Genomic DNA, 18,708 nt, shown 5'->3' with positions numbered 1-18,708 from the left:
GCCATCGGGGGCTTCCTGCGCACCTCACAAGCTCAGCCGTCAGACGGCTACCTGCATTCGGCGCTGACCTTCAGGCCGTAGTCCTTGAAGGACCACGAGCCGGTGAACTTCTTGTTCTGCTTCACCACACACCAGACCACCAGTCCGGCATAGATGGTGGCGCCCAGGCCGAGGATGACGGCGACGAATATCAGGAACCAGGCGTCGTAGCGGACGAGCCCCTTGTCGACCTTCGCCTTGATCGACGCGATGGCGCGCGCGGGCGCCGTGGTCGCCGCCACGTACGCGCCGATCGACGCGGACGTGTACGCGGTGACGGCCTTCGCCGCCACCGGCTCGGCGGCGATTTCGGTTTCCCGTACCAGAGTTGACGCAGACACTTTTTGTTCTCCCCTGTGGTTGATGTTGACCAGGAGAAGATTTCACGCCTTCGGAAAGGGGACTAGTGTCCTGAGGGGCACCGCTGGGCGCATTTCCTGTATGTCGCTATGACGGCCGCTTCCGCCCGCGAGGAGATTTCCAGTTTGGTGAAGACATTGGTGACATGCTTCTTGACCGTCCGCTCCGCCACGAACCAGCGGCCCGCTATGGTGGCGTTCGACAGGCAGTCACCCAGCGCAAAGAGGACTTCACGTTCGCGCGCGGTCAAAAGAGACAGGTCCGCGTCCCGCACCCATGGCGGCGCACCGCAGACATGGGCCTCTTCGCGACGACTGTCTCTGTCCGATTGCAGTCTCAATCTCAATCTCCCCGTTAGCGCGGCAACTTGCCCGCACCCGTTCAACTCAACGCGATCCGTGCGGCTCGGCCGGCACCGTCGATCGCGGCTGTCACCATAGTCATGATCAAACGGAGGGGTCAAGAAAATGTAAACTCCGTTCGTTGCCTTGGGCACTCGATTCCCATGCCGCACAGGCGCGTTGACGCCGCCACCCGATCCGCAGTTTTATCTCAGGTTCAACTACCGCATCTCAATAGCGGAATTCCACCGGGCGGCGACGGCGGCCGCAGTCGGCACCTCCGCGCCGCGCCGCACTCCGACCCCGCGCCCGCCCCGGAACGCGCGCTCGGCGCGAGCCCGCGCGCGGGTGCGCACCCCAAGTGCGACCCTCACGGAGCGCCACGAGCCGATACGCTGAGTGACAGGAAGTCGCGTTTCGGGAGGGGACGAGCGATGACCGATCTCAAGGAGCCCAACGAACCCGGAGATGTGTACGAGCCTCCGGCACTCGTCGAGGTGGGGGACTTCGCCGGGCTGACGCTCGGGTGGATCGAGGGGAGCAGATTGGAGGAGGGCGGCGAAGGCCAGCTCTGGTACGTGAGTTAGCACCGACCATGCCGAGTGAGGAGTGGTTCGTCGTCCTGCCGGACGGCCCGGCGGCCCTGGCAGCGGTGTGCCTGCTGCGGCCGCGGGCCGACCGGATCGTCGCCCACGGTTCGGGCCGCCCGTGGCTGCTCGGGCACTGGCCCGACGGCCGGGTGACGGTCGCCCGTACGGGCAGGGCGAGGGTGGCGGTGATCGGGCGCTGCCCGGTCACCGCCGTCGAACTCGCGGCTCTGGTGAGCCATGTGGACGACCTCGCACAGGTCGAGGGGATCGCGGAGGCCCTGGCCGGCAGCTTCCATCTGATCGCGTCGGTCGGCGGGCGGGTGCGGGTCCGCGGGAGCGCCTCGGGGGTCCGGCGGGTGTTCTCCGCGCCGGTCGGCGAGGCGACGGTCGCGTCGGGCCGCTGCGATGTGCTGGCCACCGCGATCCACGCGTCGGTGGACGAACGGGTGCTGGTGACACGGCTGCTGCCCGCGGGCGCGGTGCACCCGGTGGAGGGGAGGAGCATCTGGCACGGCGTCATGGCCGTGCCCCCCGACCACTGTCTGGTCATCGAGCCCGACGGGCGGGCGGCGGTCCGGCGCTGGTGGACGGCGCCCGATCCGGTGGTCCCGCTCGCCGAGGCGGCGGGGGCGCTGCGGGTGGCGCTGGCGGCGGCCGTGGATTCCTGCACGGCGGGCGGCGGCACGGTCAGCGCCGACCTGTCGGGCGGTCTGGACTCCACGAGCCTGTGCTTCCTGGCGGCGCGCGGCCCGGCCCGGCTGGTCACCACCCACCGGCAGGGCGCGGACCCGGTCAACAGCGACGCGGTCTGGGCGGAGCGGGTCCGGGCCGAACTGCCGGACGCGGAGCACCACTCGGTGGGCCAGGACGGGGCACCGCTGTGGTTCGCCGGGGCGGGCGGCCCGCACCCGGCGCTGGAGGAGCCGGGCGCGTGGGTGCGCGACGCCGCCCGGCTGGCCGACCTCGCCCGGCGGATGGGCGCGGCGGGCTCCCGGCTGCACCTGGCCGGGCACGGCGGCGACGAGCTGTTCTCCGTCACCCCCCGCTACCTCCACGACCTGGCCCGCGACCACCCGTTCAAGGCCCCGGCCCATGTCCGCACCCACCGCCTCCGGATGCGGCAGCCGCTCCGCCCGCTGCTGCGCGCCCTCGCCGACCGCTCCACGTACGCGGAGTGGCTGGCCCTGGCCGCCGAGGAGATGGACGCGTCACCCGTCACGTTCACCGCGCCGACCATGGCCTGGGGTCCACCGCTGCGGATGCCGCCCTGGGCGACCCAGGACGCCGTGCGGAGCGCCCGGGGCCTGCTGCGCGAGGCCGTCGCCGACACCCCCGGACCACTGGCGCCGCACCGCGCCCAGCACGACGCCGTGCAGTACGCCCGCACGGCGGGCGTCACCGTCCGCAGGCTCGACCAGGCCACCACCCGGGCCGGGCTGCCGCTGGCCGCGCCCTGCCTGGACGATCCGGTGCTGGCCGCCGCCCTGTCCGCACGCCTGCACGAGCGCGCCGGCCCCACCGCGTACAAGCCGCTGCTCACCGCGGCGATGCGGGAGATCGTCCCGGCCACCCTGCTGACCCGTACGTCCAAGGGCGACTACAGCACCGACTTCTACATCGCCCTCCACCGGCACCGCGCCGAGCTCCTGGAGCTCTTCGACGGCTCGCTCCTGGCGGGGATGGGGCTGATCGACACCGCGGTGCTGCGGGACGCACTGCTCATCCCGCACCCCACGCCGCACATCGTCACCCACCTGTCCCAGACGCTGGCCTGTGAGACGTGGCTGCACTCCCTGCGCCGCATCGATCACGCCCCCGCCGCCCCGCCATCCGGGAGAGCACCATGACCGTCAGTCTGCGCGACACGATCAGCACCGCGGCCGTCGACGACGGCACGATCCTGCTCGACGAGCGCACCGGCCGCTATTGGCAGCTCAACGCCACCGGCACGCTCGTCCTCAACCTGCTCCTGCGAGGCGCCACCCTGTCCGAAGCCGCCCGCCACCTGCGGCAACAGCATCCGAGCCTGCCCACCGGGCAGGCCGAGGAGGACGTCTCGACGCTGGTCGTCTCACTGCGCGGCGCACGGCTGGTGAAACCGTGAGCGCGCCGCCGGGCCGCGCGGCACAGGTGAACCGGCGTTCCGTCAGGGCGGCCGTGGTCGCCGCCCGGTTGCTCGCGGCGCTGCCGCCGGGGCGGATCCGGCAGCTGCTCCGCCTCGTACGGCTGGGGGTCACGGGCCCGGCGAGCGCCGAGCAGGCGCTGGCGGCCCGGGAGGCCGTCACCTCCGCGAGCGCGCGCTGCGCCATGGAGCACGGCTGTCTGCAGCGGTCGCTGGCGGTGGTGCTGCTGTGCCGGATGAGCGGGGTGTGGGCCACCTGGTGCACGGGGGTGCGGACTCGGCCGTTCCGCTCCCATGCGTGGGTGGAGGCCGTGGGAGCCCCCGTCGGGGAGCCGTACCCGGAGGGATACTTCACGCCCATCCTGTGGGTGTCGTACCCGGCGGGGCGTCAGCGCCGTCAGCGCGGCAGCAGCAGAAGTTCGTCCGCGTAGCACCAGGCCCAGTCCTCGCCCGGCTCGAAGGACCGGGCGAGGACGTGGCCCGGTTCGGTACGGGCGTGGGCACTGGCGTGCCGGTTCGGGGAACTGTCGCAGCAGCCGACATGACCGCAGACCAGACACTCGCGCAGGTGCAACCAGGTACTGCCGATGCGCAGGCAGTCCTCGCAGCCCTCCGTCGTACTGGGTGTCACGTCGCGGACCTCACCCAAATGGGAACAGCCCCGCCGGGTGGGGCGGCCCTCGACGTCGGCGGCGACTTGCCAGTCCGCTTCGCTCATGTGCCCAACATAGGGCGGGTGGGGGTGGGACGCACTTGCGCTGACGCGCGTTTGCGCTGACGCGTGGGCCGGGTCGGGGTCGGGGGCGTTGTCAGACCCTGCTGGCAGACTCACGGAGTGAGGCGGGCGGAGACGGGCGACGGGGGTGTCCGTCTCCGCCTGGTCCTTGTGCCGGACGGGCATGACGCGGCCGTGTACGCCTGCGGCGGGCCTTTCCCCAGCCCCGCCCCTTCCCGAAACCGGTGCTCGTACCCCGGACCCCCGACTGCGGGTCGTTCGCCGCCTGCGGCGGGAGCGGCCTGCGGCCGCGTCCTCAATCGCCGGACGGGCTGGATTGCGCGGGCGTAGTCCACAGCCTGCGGGCGCAGGCCAAAAACCCACGGTCCGCAAAACCAGCCCGTCCGGCGATTGAGGACAACGCGGCGAAGCCGTGTTGCGGGGTCCGGGGCGCAGCCCCGGTTTCGGAAGGGACAGGTAGGGGACAAGGCCCGCCGCCAGGCGACACCGCTCGCCCGGACGGGTGGTGGGGGCTGACGTCACGTCAGCCATGCGGCGCAGTTCAGAAGGGTGCGGCCGAGCGGGCCGCTCCACGATGGACGCGTGGACCCCCACCCGCCCCCTCCCGGGAGGAACCCGCCGTGACCCTCCACAACCTCGAACAGCTCCGCCGCTGCACCGTCGCCGTCGACCTCGGCGCCGCCCGCACCCGCGTCTACGTCCGGGACACCGGACTGATCGTGGACGAGCCGAGCATCGCCGCCGTCAACACGCACACCGGCTCGCTGATCGCGGTCGGCGCCCTCGCCGAGGGCATGGCGGGCCGCACGCCCGACCACATCCGCGTCGTACGGCCCATCTCCGGCGGCACGGTCGTCGACATCGACATGGCACAGCGCATGCTCCGCTTCCTCGTCAGCGACAAGATCCGGCGGGCCTGGCGGCGCAAGCCGCTGCTGCGCGCGGCGGTCTGCCTGCCGTACGACGCCGAGCCGCTCGCCCAGCGGGCCGCCGTCGAGACGCTCGCCGGCCTGGGCGCCCGCCGGGTCGAGCTGGTCGACACGCTCATCGCGGCGGCGGTCGGCAGCGGGCTGCCCGTCGAGCAGCCCGAGGCGACGATGGTCGTGATCGCCGGTGCGGCGTCGACGCAGGTCGCCGTGTTGTCCCTGGGGTCGATCGTGGCGGCGGAGAAGGTGCACGTGGGCGGCGACGCCATCGACTACGCCGTGGTCCAGCACCTGCGGAGCAGGCACGAGCTGATGCTGCCCACACAGAGCCTGCAGCCGCTCCAGCGCGCGCTGTGCGCGGACCCCATGGAGGAGGGCGCGGAGGTACGCGGCCGCGATGTGGCCACCGGCCTCTCCCGCACGGTCATGGTCAACACCATGGACGTCCGGGAGGCCATCAACACCCCGCTGACCGGCGTGCTCGACGCCATCGGGCGCGTGCTGCGCGAATGCCCGCCGGACCTGGTCGCCGACCTCGCCGAGGCCGGCGTGATGCTCGCCGGCGGCAGCGCGGTGCTGCCGGGCCTGGACCGGATGATCGCGGACGCCACGGGCATGACCGTGCGGATCGCCGAACATCCCGATCTGTGCAGCGTGATGGGGCTCGGCGCGATGATCGAGGGAAAGGTGCGCCCGATGCACCTCGACCTCCTCAGCAACTGATTCCGGCCGTCGGCCGCAGGCCGGTTCGCGCCTGCGGCGGGCCTTTCCCACCCCGCCCCTTCCCGCAGTGTCGATGTGCGGCTCCGCCGCGTGAGGGGGAGACCCCCAGACCCCCGACCGCGCTGACGCGCGGTGTCCTCAAACGCCGGACGGGCTGGATTTCGCGGACCGTGAGCAGCGAACCTGCGGGCCCGGCCCGCAGACTCAACGCCACAGCCGGCAAATCCAGCCCGTCCTGGGGGCACCTCCCAGCGGTAGCTGGGGGAGATTGAGGACGCGGCCGCAGGCCGCCACCGCCGCAGGCGGCAACGGACCCGCAGCCAGGGGACCGCCTCAGGCGGCCGGGAGTCGGGCCGGGTCGGCCATATCGGTCACCGCTGCGGCAGCAGACCACGTGCCCAAAGCGATCTCCGCCGTGATCCCCGGGCCGAAGCCCGCGATCACCCCCCGCGCCTCGTGCTCCGCCCCGCCGTCCTGGAACAGCCTCTCCAGCGCGTCGAAGATGACCGCACTGGCGATGTTGCCCCGCTCGGTGAGCGTGGCCCTGCTGTAACGGAACATCTCCTCGGGCAGGTTGAGGTATTTGCAGAGGTCGTCGAGGATGCGCGGACCACCCGCGTGGACGATGTACCAGTCGAGCCCGGACATGTCCCAGTCGTAGGGCTCCGCCATGGCCCGCATGGCGGGCGCGAGCATGGCCATGGTGCCGGGCACCCGCTTGTCGAGCATGAAGTGGAAGCCGGTGTCCCGGACGCCGTACGAGATCCAGTCCTCGGTGTCGGGCACCAGGTGGGAGCCGTTGCGCTCCAGCCGGACCCCGGAACCGCCCTCGCCGCGCACCACCGCCGCCGCGAGGGCGTCGCCGAAGAGGCCGTTGGACAGGAGATTGCCGACGCCGAGGTCCGTCGGCTGGTAGCAGAGCGAGCAGAACTCGCAGGCGACGATCAGCACATTGGACCGTGGGTAAGCGGTGCAGAAGTCGTGCGCGCGGTTGATGGCTGCGCCTCCGGCGGCGCAGCCGAGTTGCGCGATCGGCAGCTGCCGGGTCTCCGACCGGAAGTCCATCGTGTTGATGATCCAGGCGGTCATCGAAGGCATCATGAAGCCGGTGCACGAGACGTAGACGATCAGGTCGATCTCGCGGGTGGTCATCTCGGCGTGGTCCAGCGCGCGCCGGATCACCTCGGGCACCCGCGCCTTGGCCTCGATCTCGTAGAGGGCGTTGCGGGCGGTGAAGCCGGGGTGTTTGAGGGTGTCCTCGATCGGCTGCACCAGGTGCCGCGTCTGCACGCCGGTGTTGCCGATCAGCCGCAGGGCGAGCCCCAGTTGGGGGTGGTCGGCGTGCAGCGTGCGTGCGAGTTCCAGGGTCTGTTCCCGGGTGATGATGTACTCGGGAACGGCGATGGCCGGTCTGCACAGAGTTGCCATGATCCGCTCCTTACCAGGCGACCGGCAGGGCGAGTGGATAGCGCCAGATCGAGGTGGTGTTCCACTTCACCTCCTCCGCCGGTACGGCCAGCCGCAGTTCGGGGAACCGGTTGAGCAGTGTGCCGATGGAGACCTGGAGCACCATGCGGGCCATGTGGGATCCCAGGCAGTGGTGGCTGCCGTAGCCGAACGCCATGTGGACGGCCGGATCCTTGCGGTCGAAGTCCAGCTCATCGGGGTGGTCGTAGATGCGCTCGTCGCGATTGGCGGTCAGGTACGACACATGGACCGTGTCGCCCGCCTTGATGGTCACCCCGTCGAAGTCGACGTCCTCCAGGGCGATCCGGGGAATGCCGACGCCCTGCCGGAACGGGATGAAGCGCAGCAGCTCCTCAAGGGCCTGCGGAAGGACCTCGGGCCTGGAGCGCAGATCGGCGAGGTGGTCCGGGTGGGTCAGCAGGGTGTAGATGACGTTGCTGATGTCGTAGGTGGTGGTGTCGTGGCCGGTGACCACGAGGAGCATGGCGAGCACGGCCAGCTCGTCCTCGTCGAGCATCTCGTCGCCGACGCGGGCGATGGCGAGTGAACTGACGAGGTCGTCCCCGGGGTTGGCGCGCCGCTCCTTGCTGAGCTTGCCGAAGTATCCCCGCAGGCCCAGCTTGGCCTCCGTCGCCGACTCCTTGTCGGCGGCGGCCATGGACATCATGGCCATCGCCCACTGCCGGATCTGCTTCTGGTCCTCCTGGGGGATGGCCAGCAGGTCGCAGATGGTCATCAGCGGCAGCCGGCCCGAGAGGTGGTCGGCGACATCTGCGGGGGCGCCGTGCTCGACCATGCCGTCCAGCAGCATGTCCACCCTGCGCTGGGTCTTGGGGCGCTGCTCCTCGACCTGCTTGGTGGTGAACGCCTTCACGATGATCTTGCGGACCCGGTTGAGGTCGGGCGGGTCCATCACGTTGATGGCCTCCGACTGGACGATCGGCGCCGGGGTGATGCGCGGGAAGTCCTTCCCGATCAGGGCGGCCCGGCTGAACCGCTTGTCCGAGGTGACCGTCTGCACGTAGTCGTACCGCGTCACCAACCAGCAGGTGCCTTCGCCGTACGGCATCTGCACCCGCGTGACGGGTGCCTCCTTCAGCATCCGGCTCATGAATGGATCGGGTTCCAGAGCCTCGTCGTGACGGAAGGGACAGGTTCGTACGGAGTCCGAATCGGTCATCGCAGCACTCCCTCTTGCCCAGGGCCCCGCCGATGGCGCGCCAGCCTATTTTCAGACCATGCCGCAACGGCAAGCCCGCCACACACAAGCCTCCACGATTCACCCGGACGATGGATTTTTAGAGGAATCACCGGCAACATCCCCCTCTCCGCCATCTTTTTCCTCTTTACTTCGCGCCTTCCTGTTTGCCCCCTGTTGTGCCCACGGCGGCCCGGGGCCGGGGTCCACCACCCGTTTGCCTTCCGCGCTTGCGTTCAAGTTGCGGACCCTTTGACCTCCCCACAGACTCAAATGCGGCATCACTGGACAAGTGATGACATTTCTCTGCAAGGAGACGCTGATGCTCGCTCAAGAAACCCGACTCATCGCAACCCCCACCGAGGCCGTCGCGATCGCAGACCTGATGGTGGAACCGGAAGCCACGGTCAGTGACGCACCGCTCCCCGCCCCCGAAGCAGGAGGGTTCCTGCTCCTGGGACTTCTCCTCTCCCCCAAGGAGCCGAGGGAGCCGAAGGGCAAGTGAGCTCCCGGGCGGACTTCGCCGCGGCGGCCGATGACCTGGCGATCCGTGTCCTCAGCGCCCTGCGCGGCGCTGAGGACACGGCGCTGGTCGCCCGGCACATCGACAGCGCGCCCGACGCCCTCGCGGCCCTCGCCGCGATCCGGGTGATCGGCGCGGACACCTTCTCCCCGTACGTCCTGACGGGCGCCCCCTTCCACGCCGAGGACGCGGCCGCCGTGGCCCGTTCCTTCGAGGCGTTCCCGCCGGCGGCCACCGGGCCGACGGCGCCCGCCGACGAACGGACCGCCGCCTGGCGGGACTGGGCGACGGCCCAGCTCCTGGCCCGGGTCGGCGGGAACGGCGGCCCGCGCGTGGCCGCCGCGCAGCCCGAGGGCGACGACGCCCTCGCCGACACGGCCGACTGGCAGCGCTGGTCCGTGCGCATGGCCCAGCTGGCGACGCTGGCCCAACCCGGCCTGGACGGGCCGGTGCACGAGGCGGCACGCGACGGAGCCCTGCCGCTGAGCCGCGGCGTCACCCGCTCCGTACTGCGCCGCGACTTCCCCACGGCGGTGCGGCTCATCCGCTGGCTGGCGTGGCTCGACCACGAGGGCGTCGACCTGCCCCTGGACCCGCTGCTCGCCCTGGAGCACGTGCGGTTGCTGGGCGGCGAGAGCCCGCGTACGGCGCTGGACCTGGCCGTCGCACGCCATCTGCTGGAAGACCGGCTCACCGAGGGCACGCAGGAGGTAGGGGCATGACGGTTCCCGGACCGGTGACGGCGGCAGCCCGGAGCATGACCGACCGGGCCCTGTCCTGGCTGCACGCCAACCGCACCTACGGCGCGTTCCCGGAAGGCACCACGGAGACGATCGCCGAACCCAACAGCGTCTACAAGCCTCTCGGGGAGACCAGCCTCGCCGCCTCCCTCATCCTGCGCGACGGTGTCGCCGGGCCCGGTCAACTGGCCGCCGCGCAGAGCCTGATGGACTACGTCTGGCAGCAGTTCCGCCGTGGCGACCTGCTCTACGAGCGGCAGCTCCGGCACACCCTGATGACCGATCCGCTGGAGACGTACGCGCCCTTCGTCCGCTGCGGCTACCGCCACGCGGACCTCGACCGGCTGCTGGCCCACCACGCGCGGCTGCGCTCGGTGGGCGGCGTGGAACTGCTGCCCAACCGCCGGCTCGCCGTCGCCAACGCCGCACGGATCGCCGGGCTCGACCGGGACGTGGACTGGTCCGCGCTCGCCGCCGCCACCTGGCTGGGAGCCACCCCCGAGCCCTGGGCCATCAACTGGTTCACCGGGTACGAGATGACCCACGCGGTCTTCCACCTCACCGACTGGGGCGGACGCCCGCAGGGGCTCCCCGCCGCGATCGCCGCGTACCTGCGGACCTGGCTGCCGGTGTGGATCGACATCTGGCGCGAGGTCGAACACTGGGACCTGGTCGCCGAGTTGATGATCGTCGGCGCCTCGCTGGAAGAGCCCTACTGCGTGCCCGAGGACTGGGAGATCATCGCCGCCCTGCAGCACGAGGACGGCTTCGTCCCCCGGGACGGCGACCCCGTCGACGACGATCCGGAACAGCGCTTCAAGGATCATCAGCACACCGTCGTCGTCACCGCCGTCGCGGGCTCCATCGCGCTCGCGCGAGCGGCGCGCGAGCCGTGAACGCGGCGCTCGACAGCCTCATGGCGCCCCTCCTGGGCGCCGCCGACGGCGCGCGGGCCGTGGCCGTCGCGGCGATGCGCGGTGAGGAGCGCGTGGTGCTGTGCCGGGGGCCCGCCGAGCCGGACACCCGGTTCGAAGTGGGCTCCCTGACCAAGACGTTCACGGCGCTGCTGCTCGCCGAACTGGCCGCCCGGGGGGAGGTGCGCTACGACGACCCCGTGGACCGCTATCTGCCGTGCGCCGTACCGGGCCCGTCGATCACCCTGCTGCACCTGGCCACGCACACGTCCGGGCTGCCGCGCCTGCCGCCGGGGCTGCTCGGCCGGGAGGCGCGCGCGGCCTGGTTCAGCAATCCGTACGCGGCCTTCTCCCCCGCGGACCTGCTGGCCGCGCTCCCCCGCACCCGGCTGCACCACCGGCCCGGCGCCCGGGTGCGTTACTCCAACTACGGCGTGGGCCTGCTGGGGCACGTCCTGGCCCGCGCCGCGGGCGGCGACTACGCGGAGCTGCTCGCCGAGCGCGTCCTGGCACCGCTCGGGCTGGCGGACACCGACTGCGACCCGTATCGCCCGCAGGCCGTCGGGCACTGGCGCGGCAGGCCCCGGCCGCCCTGGCTGATCCCCGGACTGCCCGCGGCGGGCGCCCTGCGCTCCAGCGCACGCGACCTGCTCCGCTGCCTGTCGGCCCTGCTCGCGCCGGAACGGGCCGGGCCGCCGAGCCTGCGCGCCGCCCTGGCCGACGTGCAGCGCCCCCGGCTGGCCCTGCCCCGTACGGGCCACCGCCTCTGCCTGGTCTGGAACCTCCGCCCCCGGCAGGGCCGTCCACTGCTCCACCACTGCGGCGGCACCCGGGGGTTCACGGCCTTCGCCGGTTTCCTGCCCGGTTCCGGGATCGCCCTCGCGGCCCTGGCGGACACGGCCCCCACCCCACTGGCACCCTTCATCCAGGCGGCCTACGGGACGCTGTGCGCCCTGGACGGGTCAGCCCCCGGCGACGTGCCGGGTGACCGTGTCGGCGAACTCCCGGGCGGAGGGCGAGAGCGCCGACCACTGGCGGGCGGCCCAGCCGACCTCCAGTGACGGGATGCCGGTGACGGGGATCAGCCGCACCCCGTCACCGGGCTGGCCGACCAGCGCCGGGACCGCGGGGATCAGCGCGTGCCCGAGCCCCAGCCCGGCGAGGAGCAGCGCGGTGTCCCAGTCGGTGGCCCGGGTGGTCGTGGCGCGCGGCGGGAGGCCGTGCGCGTCCAGGTAGTTCTCCACCTGGCGGCCCGAACTGGTCCCGGCCGGCGGGCGGATGAGGCGGGTGCGCGCCAGGTCCTCGGCGCTGAGCTCGGTCTCCTGGGCGAGTGGGTCCTCGGGCCGTACGGCCAGCACCCACTCCAGGCCGACGACCGGCCGCTGCTCGACACCCTGCGCGTCCGCGTCGGGGGTGACGGTCACCCAGGCCAGGTCGACCGAGCCGGTGCGGAGCACGTCGAGACAGCGGCGGCTGGACCGCTCGGTGTGGAACTCCAGGCCCACGTCCGGACAGGCGCGGCTGAAGTCCTTGATGGCCGGGCCCATCAGATTGCGGATGGAGGTGGCGCCGGTGGCGATGACGACCCCGCCGCCCCGGCCGGTGCGCAGCTCCTCCAGCTGCCGGAGCCCTTCGGCGAGCGCGGTGAGCCCGTCGGAGGCGGCCCGCTGGAGAATGCGGCCCGCCGGGGTGGGTACCACCCCGCGTGGCTGACGCTCCATCAAGGGCATGCCGACCTCCTTCTCCAGGCGCCGCACGTGCTGGCTGACCGCGGACTGACTGCAATTCATGTCCCGGGCCACCGCACTGAGGTTGCGCGCCTCGCAGACCGCGACGAACACCTTCAGGTCATCAAGCGTCATGGAATCAGGCTACCCAAGCTTCCTCTTGGAGGGATCGAGTCAACCCTTAGGATTGACTTGACTGCAGACCGGCCGCCATGATCGGTGCGAACGGCGGCAACCTGTCCGCGGCTTCTCCGCACGACCCGTCGGCGCCGAGCATGCGCGGCATCCGCCATGGCGTTGCCGAGGACAGGTGTCGACCGCCCCCTGCCTACGAGTGGACGTCCGCCCGCAGCAGTTCCGCGACCGCCCGCCGTACGGCCGGTGCGCCGTCGCCCCGGAGGTAGAAGTGCCCGCCCGGGAAGGTCCGTACGGGCACCGCGCCCGCCGTGGTGTACTCCCCCCAGGCGCCGAGCGCGCCGCCCCGCGCCAGCTCCTCGTCCTCCCCCGCCAGCACGGCGAACGGTACGGGCAGCGGCGCGTGCCCCGGCCAGGTGTAGTCCTCCAGCACCGTGTAATCCGCGCGCAGGGCGGCGGCGATCATTTCCCTCATGTCGGCGTAGGCGAGCACCTCTTCGGGAATCCCGCCGTGCCGGGCCTGGACCGCGGCGAGCAGTTCGTCGTCGTCCAGCTCCCGCGCGCCGAAGTACCGGCGGGGCACGTGCGGAGCGGAGGCGCTGGACAGGACGAGCTTCCGGGGCAGGGGCCGTCCCGCGTCGCGGAGGGCGCAGGCGAGTTCATAGGCGAGGAGGGCACCGAAGCTGTGGCCGAAGAAGGCGTAGGGGGTGGCGAATTCCTCCCCGGCGAGCAGTTCGGCGACGAGGGTCCTGATATCGGTGACCGGCGCCTCTCCGAGGCGGGGGCCCCTGCCGGGGAGTTGGACGACGCATACGTCCGTCTCCTGGAGCGCCTTGCCCCAGTGGAGGTATTCGGCGGCGGAGCCGCCGGCGTGGGGGAAGAAGTAGATGCGGTGCGGGGCGGTTGGGTTGGGCGTGCGGGTGATCCAGCGTGAGGTCATGGGGTGGATTCTTTCCCCAGGCCCGCCGCAGGCGGCAGACCGGCCCGTACCCGGAAACGTAGGCTCACCCCCGCAGAGCCGCCGGCACGGCCGCCAGCAGCCGTCGCGTATAGGGGTGTTCAGGCCGGTTCCACACCGTGGAGACCGGCCCCCGCTCCACCACCCGCCCCCTCCACAGCACCACCACCGCATCGCACAGATACCGGATCACCCCGAGGTCGTGGGAGACGACGCACAGGCCCATCCCCCGCTCCGCCGTCACCCCCCGCAGCACGTCCAGGATCTGGGCGCGGACCGAGACGTCGAGCGCACTGACCGGCTCGTCCGCGAGGAGGACCGCGGGCTCGGGGGCGAGGGCACGGGCGATCGCTATGCGCTGGCGCTGGCCGCCGGAGAACTGGTGGGGGTAGCGCGCCGCCGCGTCCGGCGGCAGGCCCACCGCGGTGAGGAGTTCCGTCACCCGCCCGGCCGCGGCGGCGGACCGTCGGCCGGACAGGGGTTCGGCGACGATGTCGCGTACCCGCATCCGGGGGTCGAGCGAGCCCGTCGGGTCCTGGAAGACGACCTGGACGCCCGAGCCGTCGGGCGGCGAGACCGTGCCGTCCGTCGGCCGGTCCAGCCCGGCGAGCAGTCGCAGCAGGGTCGTCTTCCCGGACCCCGACTCGCCGACCACGCCGAGCCGTTGACCGGCCCGCAGCTCCAGGCCGACGTCCTCCAGGGCGGTGAAGCGGGCGCGCCGCCGGCCGTAGCGGCGGGTCAGCCCCCGGGCGGTGAGCAGCACCGGTCCGGGCTCCCGTCGCTCCTCCACGACCGGGGACGGCAACGGCACGGGGGCCGTACTTCCCGTACGGGGGTGCCAGCAGGCGACGGTGTCGCCCTCGGGCCGTACGCCGCAGGCGTCGTCCGCGTACGCGCACCGGTCGCGGAAGACGCAGCCGTCCGGCCGCGCGCCGGGGGCGGGCACGGTCCCGGGGATCGTCTTCGGCCGGGAACCGGGCGTCAGGTCGCAGGCCGCGAGGAGGGCCTCGGTGTACGGGTGGGACGGGCGGGACAGCACCCGCTCCACCGGCCCGCTCTCCACGATCCGCCCGCCGTACATCACCAGCACCCGGTGGCACACGGAGGCGACGAGGGCGAGGTCGTGGCTGATGTACAGCACGGCGGTGCCGCGCTCCTCGGACAGGCCGGTGATCAGGTCGACGATGTCCTTCTGCACGGTGACGTCGAGGGCGGTGGTGGGTTCGTCGCAGATCAGCAGGGCGGGGTCGTTGGCGAGGGCGATGCCGAGCACGCCGCGCTGCCGCTGCCCGCCGGAGAGCTGGTGGGGGTACGAGCGGGCGGCGCGGGCGGGGTCGGGGAGCCGCAGCCGGTCCAGGAGTCCGACGGCCGTGGCCCGCGCGGTGCTCCGCGCGGTGCGGGTGCCGTGCAGCCGCAGGGCCTCGGCGATCTGCGGGCCGACCCGCATGACGGGGTTGAGGGCGGTCATCGGCTCCTGGAAGACCATTCCGGTGACCTTGCCGCGGATGGAGGACAGCTCCCGGTCGGAGGCGCCCACCAGGTCGAAGGGGGCGCCGTCGAGGCGGACGCCGCCCCGGGCGCGCAGCCCGTCGTCCAGGAGGCCCAGCAGGGCGAGGGCGGTGAGGGTCTTGCCGGACCCGGACTCCCCGATGACGCCGATCCGTTCGCCGCGCGCGACGGTGAACGACACGTCGCGCACGAGTGGTACGGCTCCGGCGTCCACGCCGAGCCCGGTCACCTCCAGCAGGGGCGCGCCGGTCATCGCACTCCTTCGAGCGTGGGGTCGAAGCGGTCCCGCAGCCCGTCGCCGAAGAGGTTGAGCCCGAGGACGGCGGCGGCGACGGCGAGACCGGGCCACAGGCTCAGCTCGGGCCGGGAGAACAGCAGTTCCTGCGAGTCCAGCAGCATCCGCCCCCACGACGGGGTGGGCGGCGGGGTGCCGAGCCCGAGGTAGGACAGCGCGGCCTCGGCGAGCACGGCGGTGGCGAAGGCGACGGACGTCTGGACGATGACGACGTCCCGGATGTTCGGCAGCACGTGCCGTACGGCGATCCCCGTACGGGTGCGCCGGGCGAGCCGGGCCGCGTCGACGTACTCGGCGGCCATGACGCGCAGGGTGGCCGCCCGGCTCACCCGGGCGAAGCCGGGCGCGGAGGCGATGCCGATGGCCACCATCGCGGTGAGCGTGCTCGTCCCGTAGACGGCGGCCAGCATGATGGCGAGCAGCAGCGCGGGGAAGGCCAGCAGGAAGTCGCCGACCCGCATGATCAGCGTGCCGAGCGCGCCGCCGGACATTCCGGCGGCGATCCCCGCCGGGACCCCGAGGAGCACGGCGGAGCCGACGGCCACCACACCGACGAAGACGGTGGTCCGGGCCCCGGTCATCAGCCTGCTCGCGACGTCCCGGCCGAACTGGTCGGTGCCCAGCGGATGTCCGCCGCCGGGCGCGGCCAGCCGGTGGGCGGCGTCCACGTGCAGCGGGTCGTAGGGCGTCCACACCAGGGAGAGCAGCGCGGCGGCGAGGACGAGGGCGACCAGGACACCGCCGGCGGCCGGCGTGGCGCGGTGCCTCATCAGCGGCTCCGCAGCCGGGGGTCGGCCAGGTGGTGGAGCAGGTCGGTGAGGACGTTCACCACGAGCACCGCCACCACGAGGACGATCACGACGCCCTGCACCAGCAGCAGGTCCCGGTCGGCCACGCCCTGGAGCAGCAGGTCGCCGAGGCCGGGGACGACGAAGACCCGCTCGACGACGACGGCGCCGACCAGCAGGGCGCTGAGCTGGAGCCCGAGCACGGTGAGGACGGGCACGGCCGCGTTGGGCAGGCCGTGCCGCCAGAGGGCGGCGCGGCGCCGTCTGCCCTTGGCGCGGGCCGTGCGCAGGAAGTCCTGGTGCAGGACGGTCAGCACGGCGGACCGTACGTAGCGGGTGAGGACCGCGCCCTGCACGAGCCCCAGGGAGAGCCAGGGCAGCGCGAGGTGGCGTGCCCATTCCACGGGGTCGTCGGCGAGCGGCGTGTAGCCGCCGGCGGGCAGGGCGCCCGCCCGTACCGCGAAGACGTAGACGAGCAGGATGCCCGCGAGGAACGCGGGGACGGCGATGCCCGCCTGGCTGAGCGCGGACAGCAGCGTCCCGGCGGCCCTGCGGTGCCAGGCCGCGGCCAGCACCCCGGCGGGCAGCGCGAGCAGGACGGCCACCAGCATGCCGCCCGCGGCCAGCCAGCAGGTGACACCGAGGCGGTCGGCGATCCGGGGGCCGATGAGGTCGTGGGTGACGTACGAGGTGCCGAAGTCGCCGTGCAGCAGGCCCTGCGCCCAGTCGAGATACTGGGTGGCGAGCGGCCGGTCGGTGCCGAACTCGTGGCGCAGGGCCGCCACGGCGTCCGGGGTGGCGTTGGTGCCGAGGGCGACCTCCGCCGGGTCGCCGGGCAGCACGGCCAGGAACGCGAACACCGCGAAGCTCGCGATCACCACGCTGATCAGCAGTGCGGCGAACTTGCGCAGCAGCAGCCTCACTTCTTCGCCCAGTGCACGCCGGCGAGTTCGAAGCCCTCGCCGACCTGGTTGACGGGCAGGCCGACGAGGCTCTTGTCGGCCACCATCAGATTGGGCATCAGGTAGAGCCAGTCGGCGGCCGCGTCGTCGGAGAGCAGCCGGGCCGCCTCGCGGTAGCGGGCCGCCTCGTCCTCGGGCCTCCCGGCGTCGCCCTCCTTGAGGAGCTTGCCGTACGCGGGGTTGTCGTAGTGGAAGTAGTAGCCGGGATCGGCGAAGGTCCACAGGTCGCGCGGCTCGGCGTGGTCGATGATCGACATGTCGTAGTCGCCCTTGGTGAAGACCTCGGACAGCCAGCGGGCGGGGAACTCCAGCGGCTCGATCCCCACCTTCAGCCCGACCTGGTCGAGCTGGGACTTCACGACCTGGGCGGCGGAGACCGCGTACGGCATGTTGGGCACCCGGAGCCGCACCGTCCGCCCGTCCGCGCCCGCCTCCTTGAGGAGCGCCTTCGCCTTGGCCGGGTCGTACGGGTAGGCGCCGGTGAGGTCCTCGTACCAGGGGTCGGTGGGGGTGGCCATGGTGCCGATGAGCTTGCCGTGGCCGGAACGGGCGGTGGCGAGGAGCGCCTTGTGGTCGACGGCGTACCGGACGGCCTGGCGGACGCGCTTGTCCTTGAACGGCTCGCGGGCGTTGTTCATCGAGAGGACGACCTCGCCGGTGGAGGTGCCCTCGACGGTCTGGAAGCGGTTGGTGTCGGCGAAGCGGGACAGCGACTCGGGCGCCTGGACCGTGCCGAGGACGTCGATGCCGTTGGTGAGCATGGCGTTGTTCATCGCCCCGGCGTCCTTGAAGTACTTCAGGGTCACCTTGCTCAACTGCGGCTTGGTGCCCCAGTAGGAGGAGTTGCGGTCGAGGACGATGTGCTCGCCGCGGCGGCGCTCGGCGAGCTTGAACGGGCCGGTGCCCACCGGGTGGTTGGCGAGGTCGCCCACACCGGTGCGGCTGAACATGGCGCCGACGCGCTCGGTCATGGAGAACAGCCAGCCGTTGCTGGGGCGGCTCAGGGTGACCTTGACAGTGCGGTCGTCGGTCTTCTCCGCCTTGTCGACCACGTCCATCTGGCGGGCGATCTTCAGCTTCCAGTCCTTCTTGACGCGGTTGACGGAGAAGACCACGTCGTCGGCCGTGAAGTCGGCGCCGTTGGTGAACGTCACGCCCCGGCGGAGGCGGAAGGTGTAGGTCAGGCCGTCGGCGGAACGTTCGTAGCGCTCGGCGAGGTGGGGCTGGATCCTGCCCGACTGGTCGAGGCGGACCAGCCCCTCATAGACGCTGCCCAGCATCGCCTGCGGAATGGCGGCCCCGTCGGTCGTGGTGAAGTCCAGGCTCGCCGGTTCGGCGACAAGGCCGACGGAGAGCGTGTCGGCGCTGCCGGAGGCGGACGGACCACCGCCGGAACCGCATCCGGCCAGCACGCCCAGGAGCAGGGCACTGCAGGCCGCGAGGAGGGAAGTGCGCTTCGAGCCGGCCACTGAGCCTCCGCCCGTAAACGTGGGGAATTACCCCAACTCGATTGACCACACGGCATGTTCGATTCATGATCGATGGCCAGCACAGCTTAAACGTCCAACTCCTTTTCAGCGAGCCCGTTTCGAAGAGCCCGTTTCGGCGAGCACGGCTGCCGACAAGCCCTGTTGCCGATGAGTCCCCGTTGCCGG

General features: G+C 72.1%; 20 protein-coding genes. 9 read left to right on the top strand and 11 right to left on the bottom strand.

Annotated elements, in window-relative coordinates:
* Positions 1 to 47 precede the first annotated feature (47 nt).
* The gene (locus ACWD4A_RS06665; RefSeq protein ID WP_451190247.1) at positions 48 to 380 is read right to left on the bottom strand and encodes a hypothetical protein; all 333 of its coding nucleotides are present in this window, start codon (positions 378 to 380) and stop codon (positions 48 to 50) included.
* Positions 381 to 442: 62 nt separating this feature from the next.
* Positions 443 to 739: a response regulator transcription factor gene (locus ACWD4A_RS06660; RefSeq protein ID WP_451190245.1), complete on the bottom strand. Its 297-nt coding sequence runs from the start codon at positions 737 to 739 to the stop codon at positions 443 to 445.
* Between the two features lie 435 nt (positions 740 to 1,174).
* On the opposite strand from ACWD4A_RS06660, the gene ACWD4A_RS06655 reads away from it, so the two are divergent.
* The 4 genes from ACWD4A_RS06655 to ACWD4A_RS06640 are packed head-to-tail and all read left to right on the top strand — an operon-like array spanning position 1,175 to position 3,883.
* On the top strand, positions 1,175 to 1,327 hold the full coding sequence (locus ACWD4A_RS06655) for a lasso RiPP family leader peptide-containing protein (RefSeq protein ID WP_451190243.1): 153 nt from the start codon (positions 1,175 to 1,177) through the stop codon (positions 1,325 to 1,327).
* An 8-nt stretch (positions 1,328 to 1,335) separates the two neighbouring features.
* A complete protein-coding gene (locus tag ACWD4A_RS06650; protein WP_451190241.1) occupies positions 1,336 to 3,177 on the top strand; it encodes an asparagine synthase-related protein in 1,842 nt (613 codons plus the stop codon).
* Positions 3,174 to 3,434: a lasso peptide biosynthesis PqqD family chaperone gene (locus tag ACWD4A_RS06645; protein ID WP_451190239.1), complete on the top strand. Its 261-nt coding sequence runs from the start codon at positions 3,174 to 3,176 to the stop codon at positions 3,432 to 3,434. The genes ACWD4A_RS06650 and ACWD4A_RS06645 overlap by 4 nt, the downstream gene beginning before the upstream one ends.
* Positions 3,431 to 3,883 (top strand): lasso peptide biosynthesis B2 protein, encoded by a 453-nt coding sequence (locus ACWD4A_RS06640; protein WP_451190236.1) that lies wholly within the window; start codon positions 3,431 to 3,433, stop codon positions 3,881 to 3,883. The genes ACWD4A_RS06645 and ACWD4A_RS06640 overlap by 4 nt, the downstream gene beginning before the upstream one ends.
* Here ACWD4A_RS06640 and ACWD4A_RS06635 read toward each other — a convergent pair.
* On the bottom strand, positions 3,850 to 4,170 hold the full coding sequence (locus ACWD4A_RS06635) for a UBP-type zinc finger domain-containing protein (RefSeq protein ID WP_451190234.1): 321 nt from the start codon (positions 4,168 to 4,170) through the stop codon (positions 3,850 to 3,852). The two genes, ACWD4A_RS06640 and ACWD4A_RS06635, sit on opposite strands and share 34 nt — an antisense overlap.
* 638 nt (positions 4,171 to 4,808) lie before the next feature.
* Between ACWD4A_RS06635 and ACWD4A_RS06630 the strand changes: the two genes are divergently transcribed.
* Positions 4,809 to 5,837 carry a rod shape-determining protein gene (locus tag ACWD4A_RS06630; protein WP_451190232.1) on the top strand — a complete coding sequence of 343 codons (1,029 nt, stop codon included), beginning with the start codon at positions 4,809 to 4,811 and terminating at the stop codon, positions 5,835 to 5,837.
* A gap of 333 nt (positions 5,838 to 6,170) precedes the next feature.
* On the opposite strand, the gene ACWD4A_RS06625 is transcribed toward ACWD4A_RS06630, so the two are convergent.
* A complete protein-coding gene (locus ACWD4A_RS06625; protein WP_451190230.1) occupies positions 6,171 to 7,265 on the bottom strand; it encodes a type III polyketide synthase in 1,095 nt (364 codons plus the stop codon).
* Positions 7,266 to 7,275: 10 nt separating this feature from the next.
* Entirely contained in the window at positions 7,276 to 8,484 is a 1,209-nt protein-coding gene (locus ACWD4A_RS06620; RefSeq protein WP_451190227.1) for a cytochrome P450, read from the bottom strand.
* Positions 8,485 to 8,824: 340 nt separating this feature from the next.
* Between ACWD4A_RS06620 and ACWD4A_RS06615 the strand changes: the two genes are divergently transcribed.
* From ACWD4A_RS06615 to ACWD4A_RS06600, 4 genes are read left to right on the top strand one after another with little or no spacing between them, the layout of a single operon-like run.
* Entirely contained in the window at positions 8,825 to 9,007 is a 183-nt protein-coding gene (locus ACWD4A_RS06615) for a hypothetical protein (RefSeq protein WP_451190225.1), read from the top strand.
* Positions 9,004 to 9,747, top strand: a complete 744-nt coding sequence (locus ACWD4A_RS06610) for a hypothetical protein (RefSeq protein ID WP_451190223.1) — start codon at positions 9,004 to 9,006, stop codon at positions 9,745 to 9,747. The genes ACWD4A_RS06615 and ACWD4A_RS06610 overlap by 4 nt, the downstream gene beginning before the upstream one ends.
* Entirely contained in the window at positions 9,744 to 10,661 is a 918-nt protein-coding gene (locus ACWD4A_RS06605) for a DUF6895 family protein (protein WP_451190221.1), read from the top strand. Before ACWD4A_RS06610 ends, ACWD4A_RS06605 begins: the two co-directional genes overlap by 4 nt.
* Positions 10,658 to 11,740: a serine hydrolase domain-containing protein gene (locus tag ACWD4A_RS06600; protein ID WP_451190219.1), complete on the top strand. Its 1,083-nt coding sequence runs from the start codon at positions 10,658 to 10,660 to the stop codon at positions 11,738 to 11,740. Before ACWD4A_RS06605 ends, ACWD4A_RS06600 begins: the two co-directional genes overlap by 4 nt.
* Here ACWD4A_RS06600 and ACWD4A_RS06595 read toward each other — a convergent pair.
* From ACWD4A_RS06595 to ACWD4A_RS06570, 6 genes are all read right to left on the bottom strand, one after another.
* Positions 11,642 to 12,541 carry a LysR family transcriptional regulator gene (locus tag ACWD4A_RS06595; RefSeq protein WP_451190218.1) on the bottom strand — a complete coding sequence of 300 codons (900 nt, stop codon included), beginning with the start codon at positions 12,539 to 12,541 and terminating at the stop codon, positions 11,642 to 11,644. The two genes, ACWD4A_RS06600 and ACWD4A_RS06595, sit on opposite strands and share 99 nt — an antisense overlap.
* A 193-nt stretch (positions 12,542 to 12,734) precedes the next feature.
* A complete protein-coding gene (locus ACWD4A_RS06590; protein WP_451190216.1) occupies positions 12,735 to 13,481 on the bottom strand; it encodes a thioesterase II family protein in 747 nt (248 codons plus the stop codon).
* A 64-nt stretch (positions 13,482 to 13,545) separates the two neighbouring features.
* Positions 13,546 to 15,261, bottom strand: a complete 1,716-nt coding sequence (locus tag ACWD4A_RS06585; protein WP_451190215.1) for a dipeptide ABC transporter ATP-binding protein — start codon at positions 15,259 to 15,261, stop codon at positions 13,546 to 13,548.
* Complete coding sequence (locus ACWD4A_RS06580; protein ID WP_451190213.1) at positions 15,258 to 16,073, bottom strand: ABC transporter permease; 816 nt, start codon at positions 16,071 to 16,073, stop codon at positions 15,258 to 15,260. Before ACWD4A_RS06580 ends, ACWD4A_RS06585 begins: the two co-directional genes overlap by 4 nt.
* Positions 16,073 to 17,014, bottom strand: a complete 942-nt coding sequence (locus tag ACWD4A_RS06575) for an ABC transporter permease (protein WP_451190211.1) — start codon at positions 17,012 to 17,014, stop codon at positions 16,073 to 16,075. Before ACWD4A_RS06575 ends, ACWD4A_RS06580 begins: the two co-directional genes overlap by 1 nt.
* The gene (locus ACWD4A_RS06570) at positions 17,011 to 18,522 is read right to left on the bottom strand and encodes an ABC transporter substrate-binding protein (protein ID WP_451190210.1); all 1,512 of its coding nucleotides are present in this window, start codon (positions 18,520 to 18,522) and stop codon (positions 17,011 to 17,013) included. The genes ACWD4A_RS06575 and ACWD4A_RS06570 overlap by 4 nt, the downstream gene beginning before the upstream one ends.
* Positions 18,523 to 18,708: the final 186 nt, after the last annotated feature.

It is taken from the genome of Streptomyces sp. NPDC002537 (assembly GCF_053594975.1).
The sequence above is the reverse complement of the archived record's forward strand: the minus strand, read 5'-3'. Positions and strand labels throughout refer to the sequence as shown.

Bases quoted from the DNA above. Each gene is read 5' to 3' on its own strand.
- ACWD4A_RS06635 (WP_451190234.1), bottom strand. From the start codon at position 4,170: ATGAGCGAAGCGGACTGGCAAGTCGCCGCCGACGTCGAGGGCCGCCCC.
- ACWD4A_RS06615 (WP_451190225.1), top strand. From the start codon at position 8,825: ATGCTCGCTCAAGAAACCCGACTCATCGCAACCCCCACCGAGGCCGTC.
- ACWD4A_RS06650 (WP_451190241.1), top strand. From the start codon at position 1,336: ATGCCGAGTGAGGAGTGGTTCGTCGTCCTGCCGGACGGCCCGGCGGCC.
- ACWD4A_RS06625 (WP_451190230.1), bottom strand. From the start codon at position 7,265: ATGGCAACTCTGTGCAGACCGGCCATCGCCGTTCCCGAGTACATCATC.
- ACWD4A_RS06580 (WP_451190213.1), bottom strand. From the start codon at position 16,073: ATGAGGCACCGCGCCACGCCGGCCGCCGGCGGTGTCCTGGTCGCCCTC.
- ACWD4A_RS06645 (WP_451190239.1), top strand. From the start codon at position 3,174: ATGACCGTCAGTCTGCGCGACACGATCAGCACCGCGGCCGTCGACGAC.
- ACWD4A_RS06655 (WP_451190243.1), top strand. From the start codon at position 1,175: ATGACCGATCTCAAGGAGCCCAACGAACCCGGAGATGTGTACGAGCCT.
- ACWD4A_RS06595 (WP_451190218.1), bottom strand. From the start codon at position 12,541: ATGACGCTTGATGACCTGAAGGTGTTCGTCGCGGTCTGCGAGGCGCGC.
- ACWD4A_RS06590 (WP_451190216.1), bottom strand. From the start codon at position 13,481: ATGACCTCACGCTGGATCACCCGCACGCCCAACCCAACCGCCCCGCAC.
- ACWD4A_RS06605 (WP_451190221.1), top strand. From the start codon at position 9,744: ATGACGGTTCCCGGACCGGTGACGGCGGCAGCCCGGAGCATGACCGAC.
- ACWD4A_RS06620 (WP_451190227.1), bottom strand. From the start codon at position 8,484: ATGACCGATTCGGACTCCGTACGAACCTGTCCCTTCCGTCACGACGAG.
- ACWD4A_RS06585 (WP_451190215.1), bottom strand. From the start codon at position 15,261: ATGACCGGCGCGCCCCTGCTGGAGGTGACCGGGCTCGGCGTGGACGCC.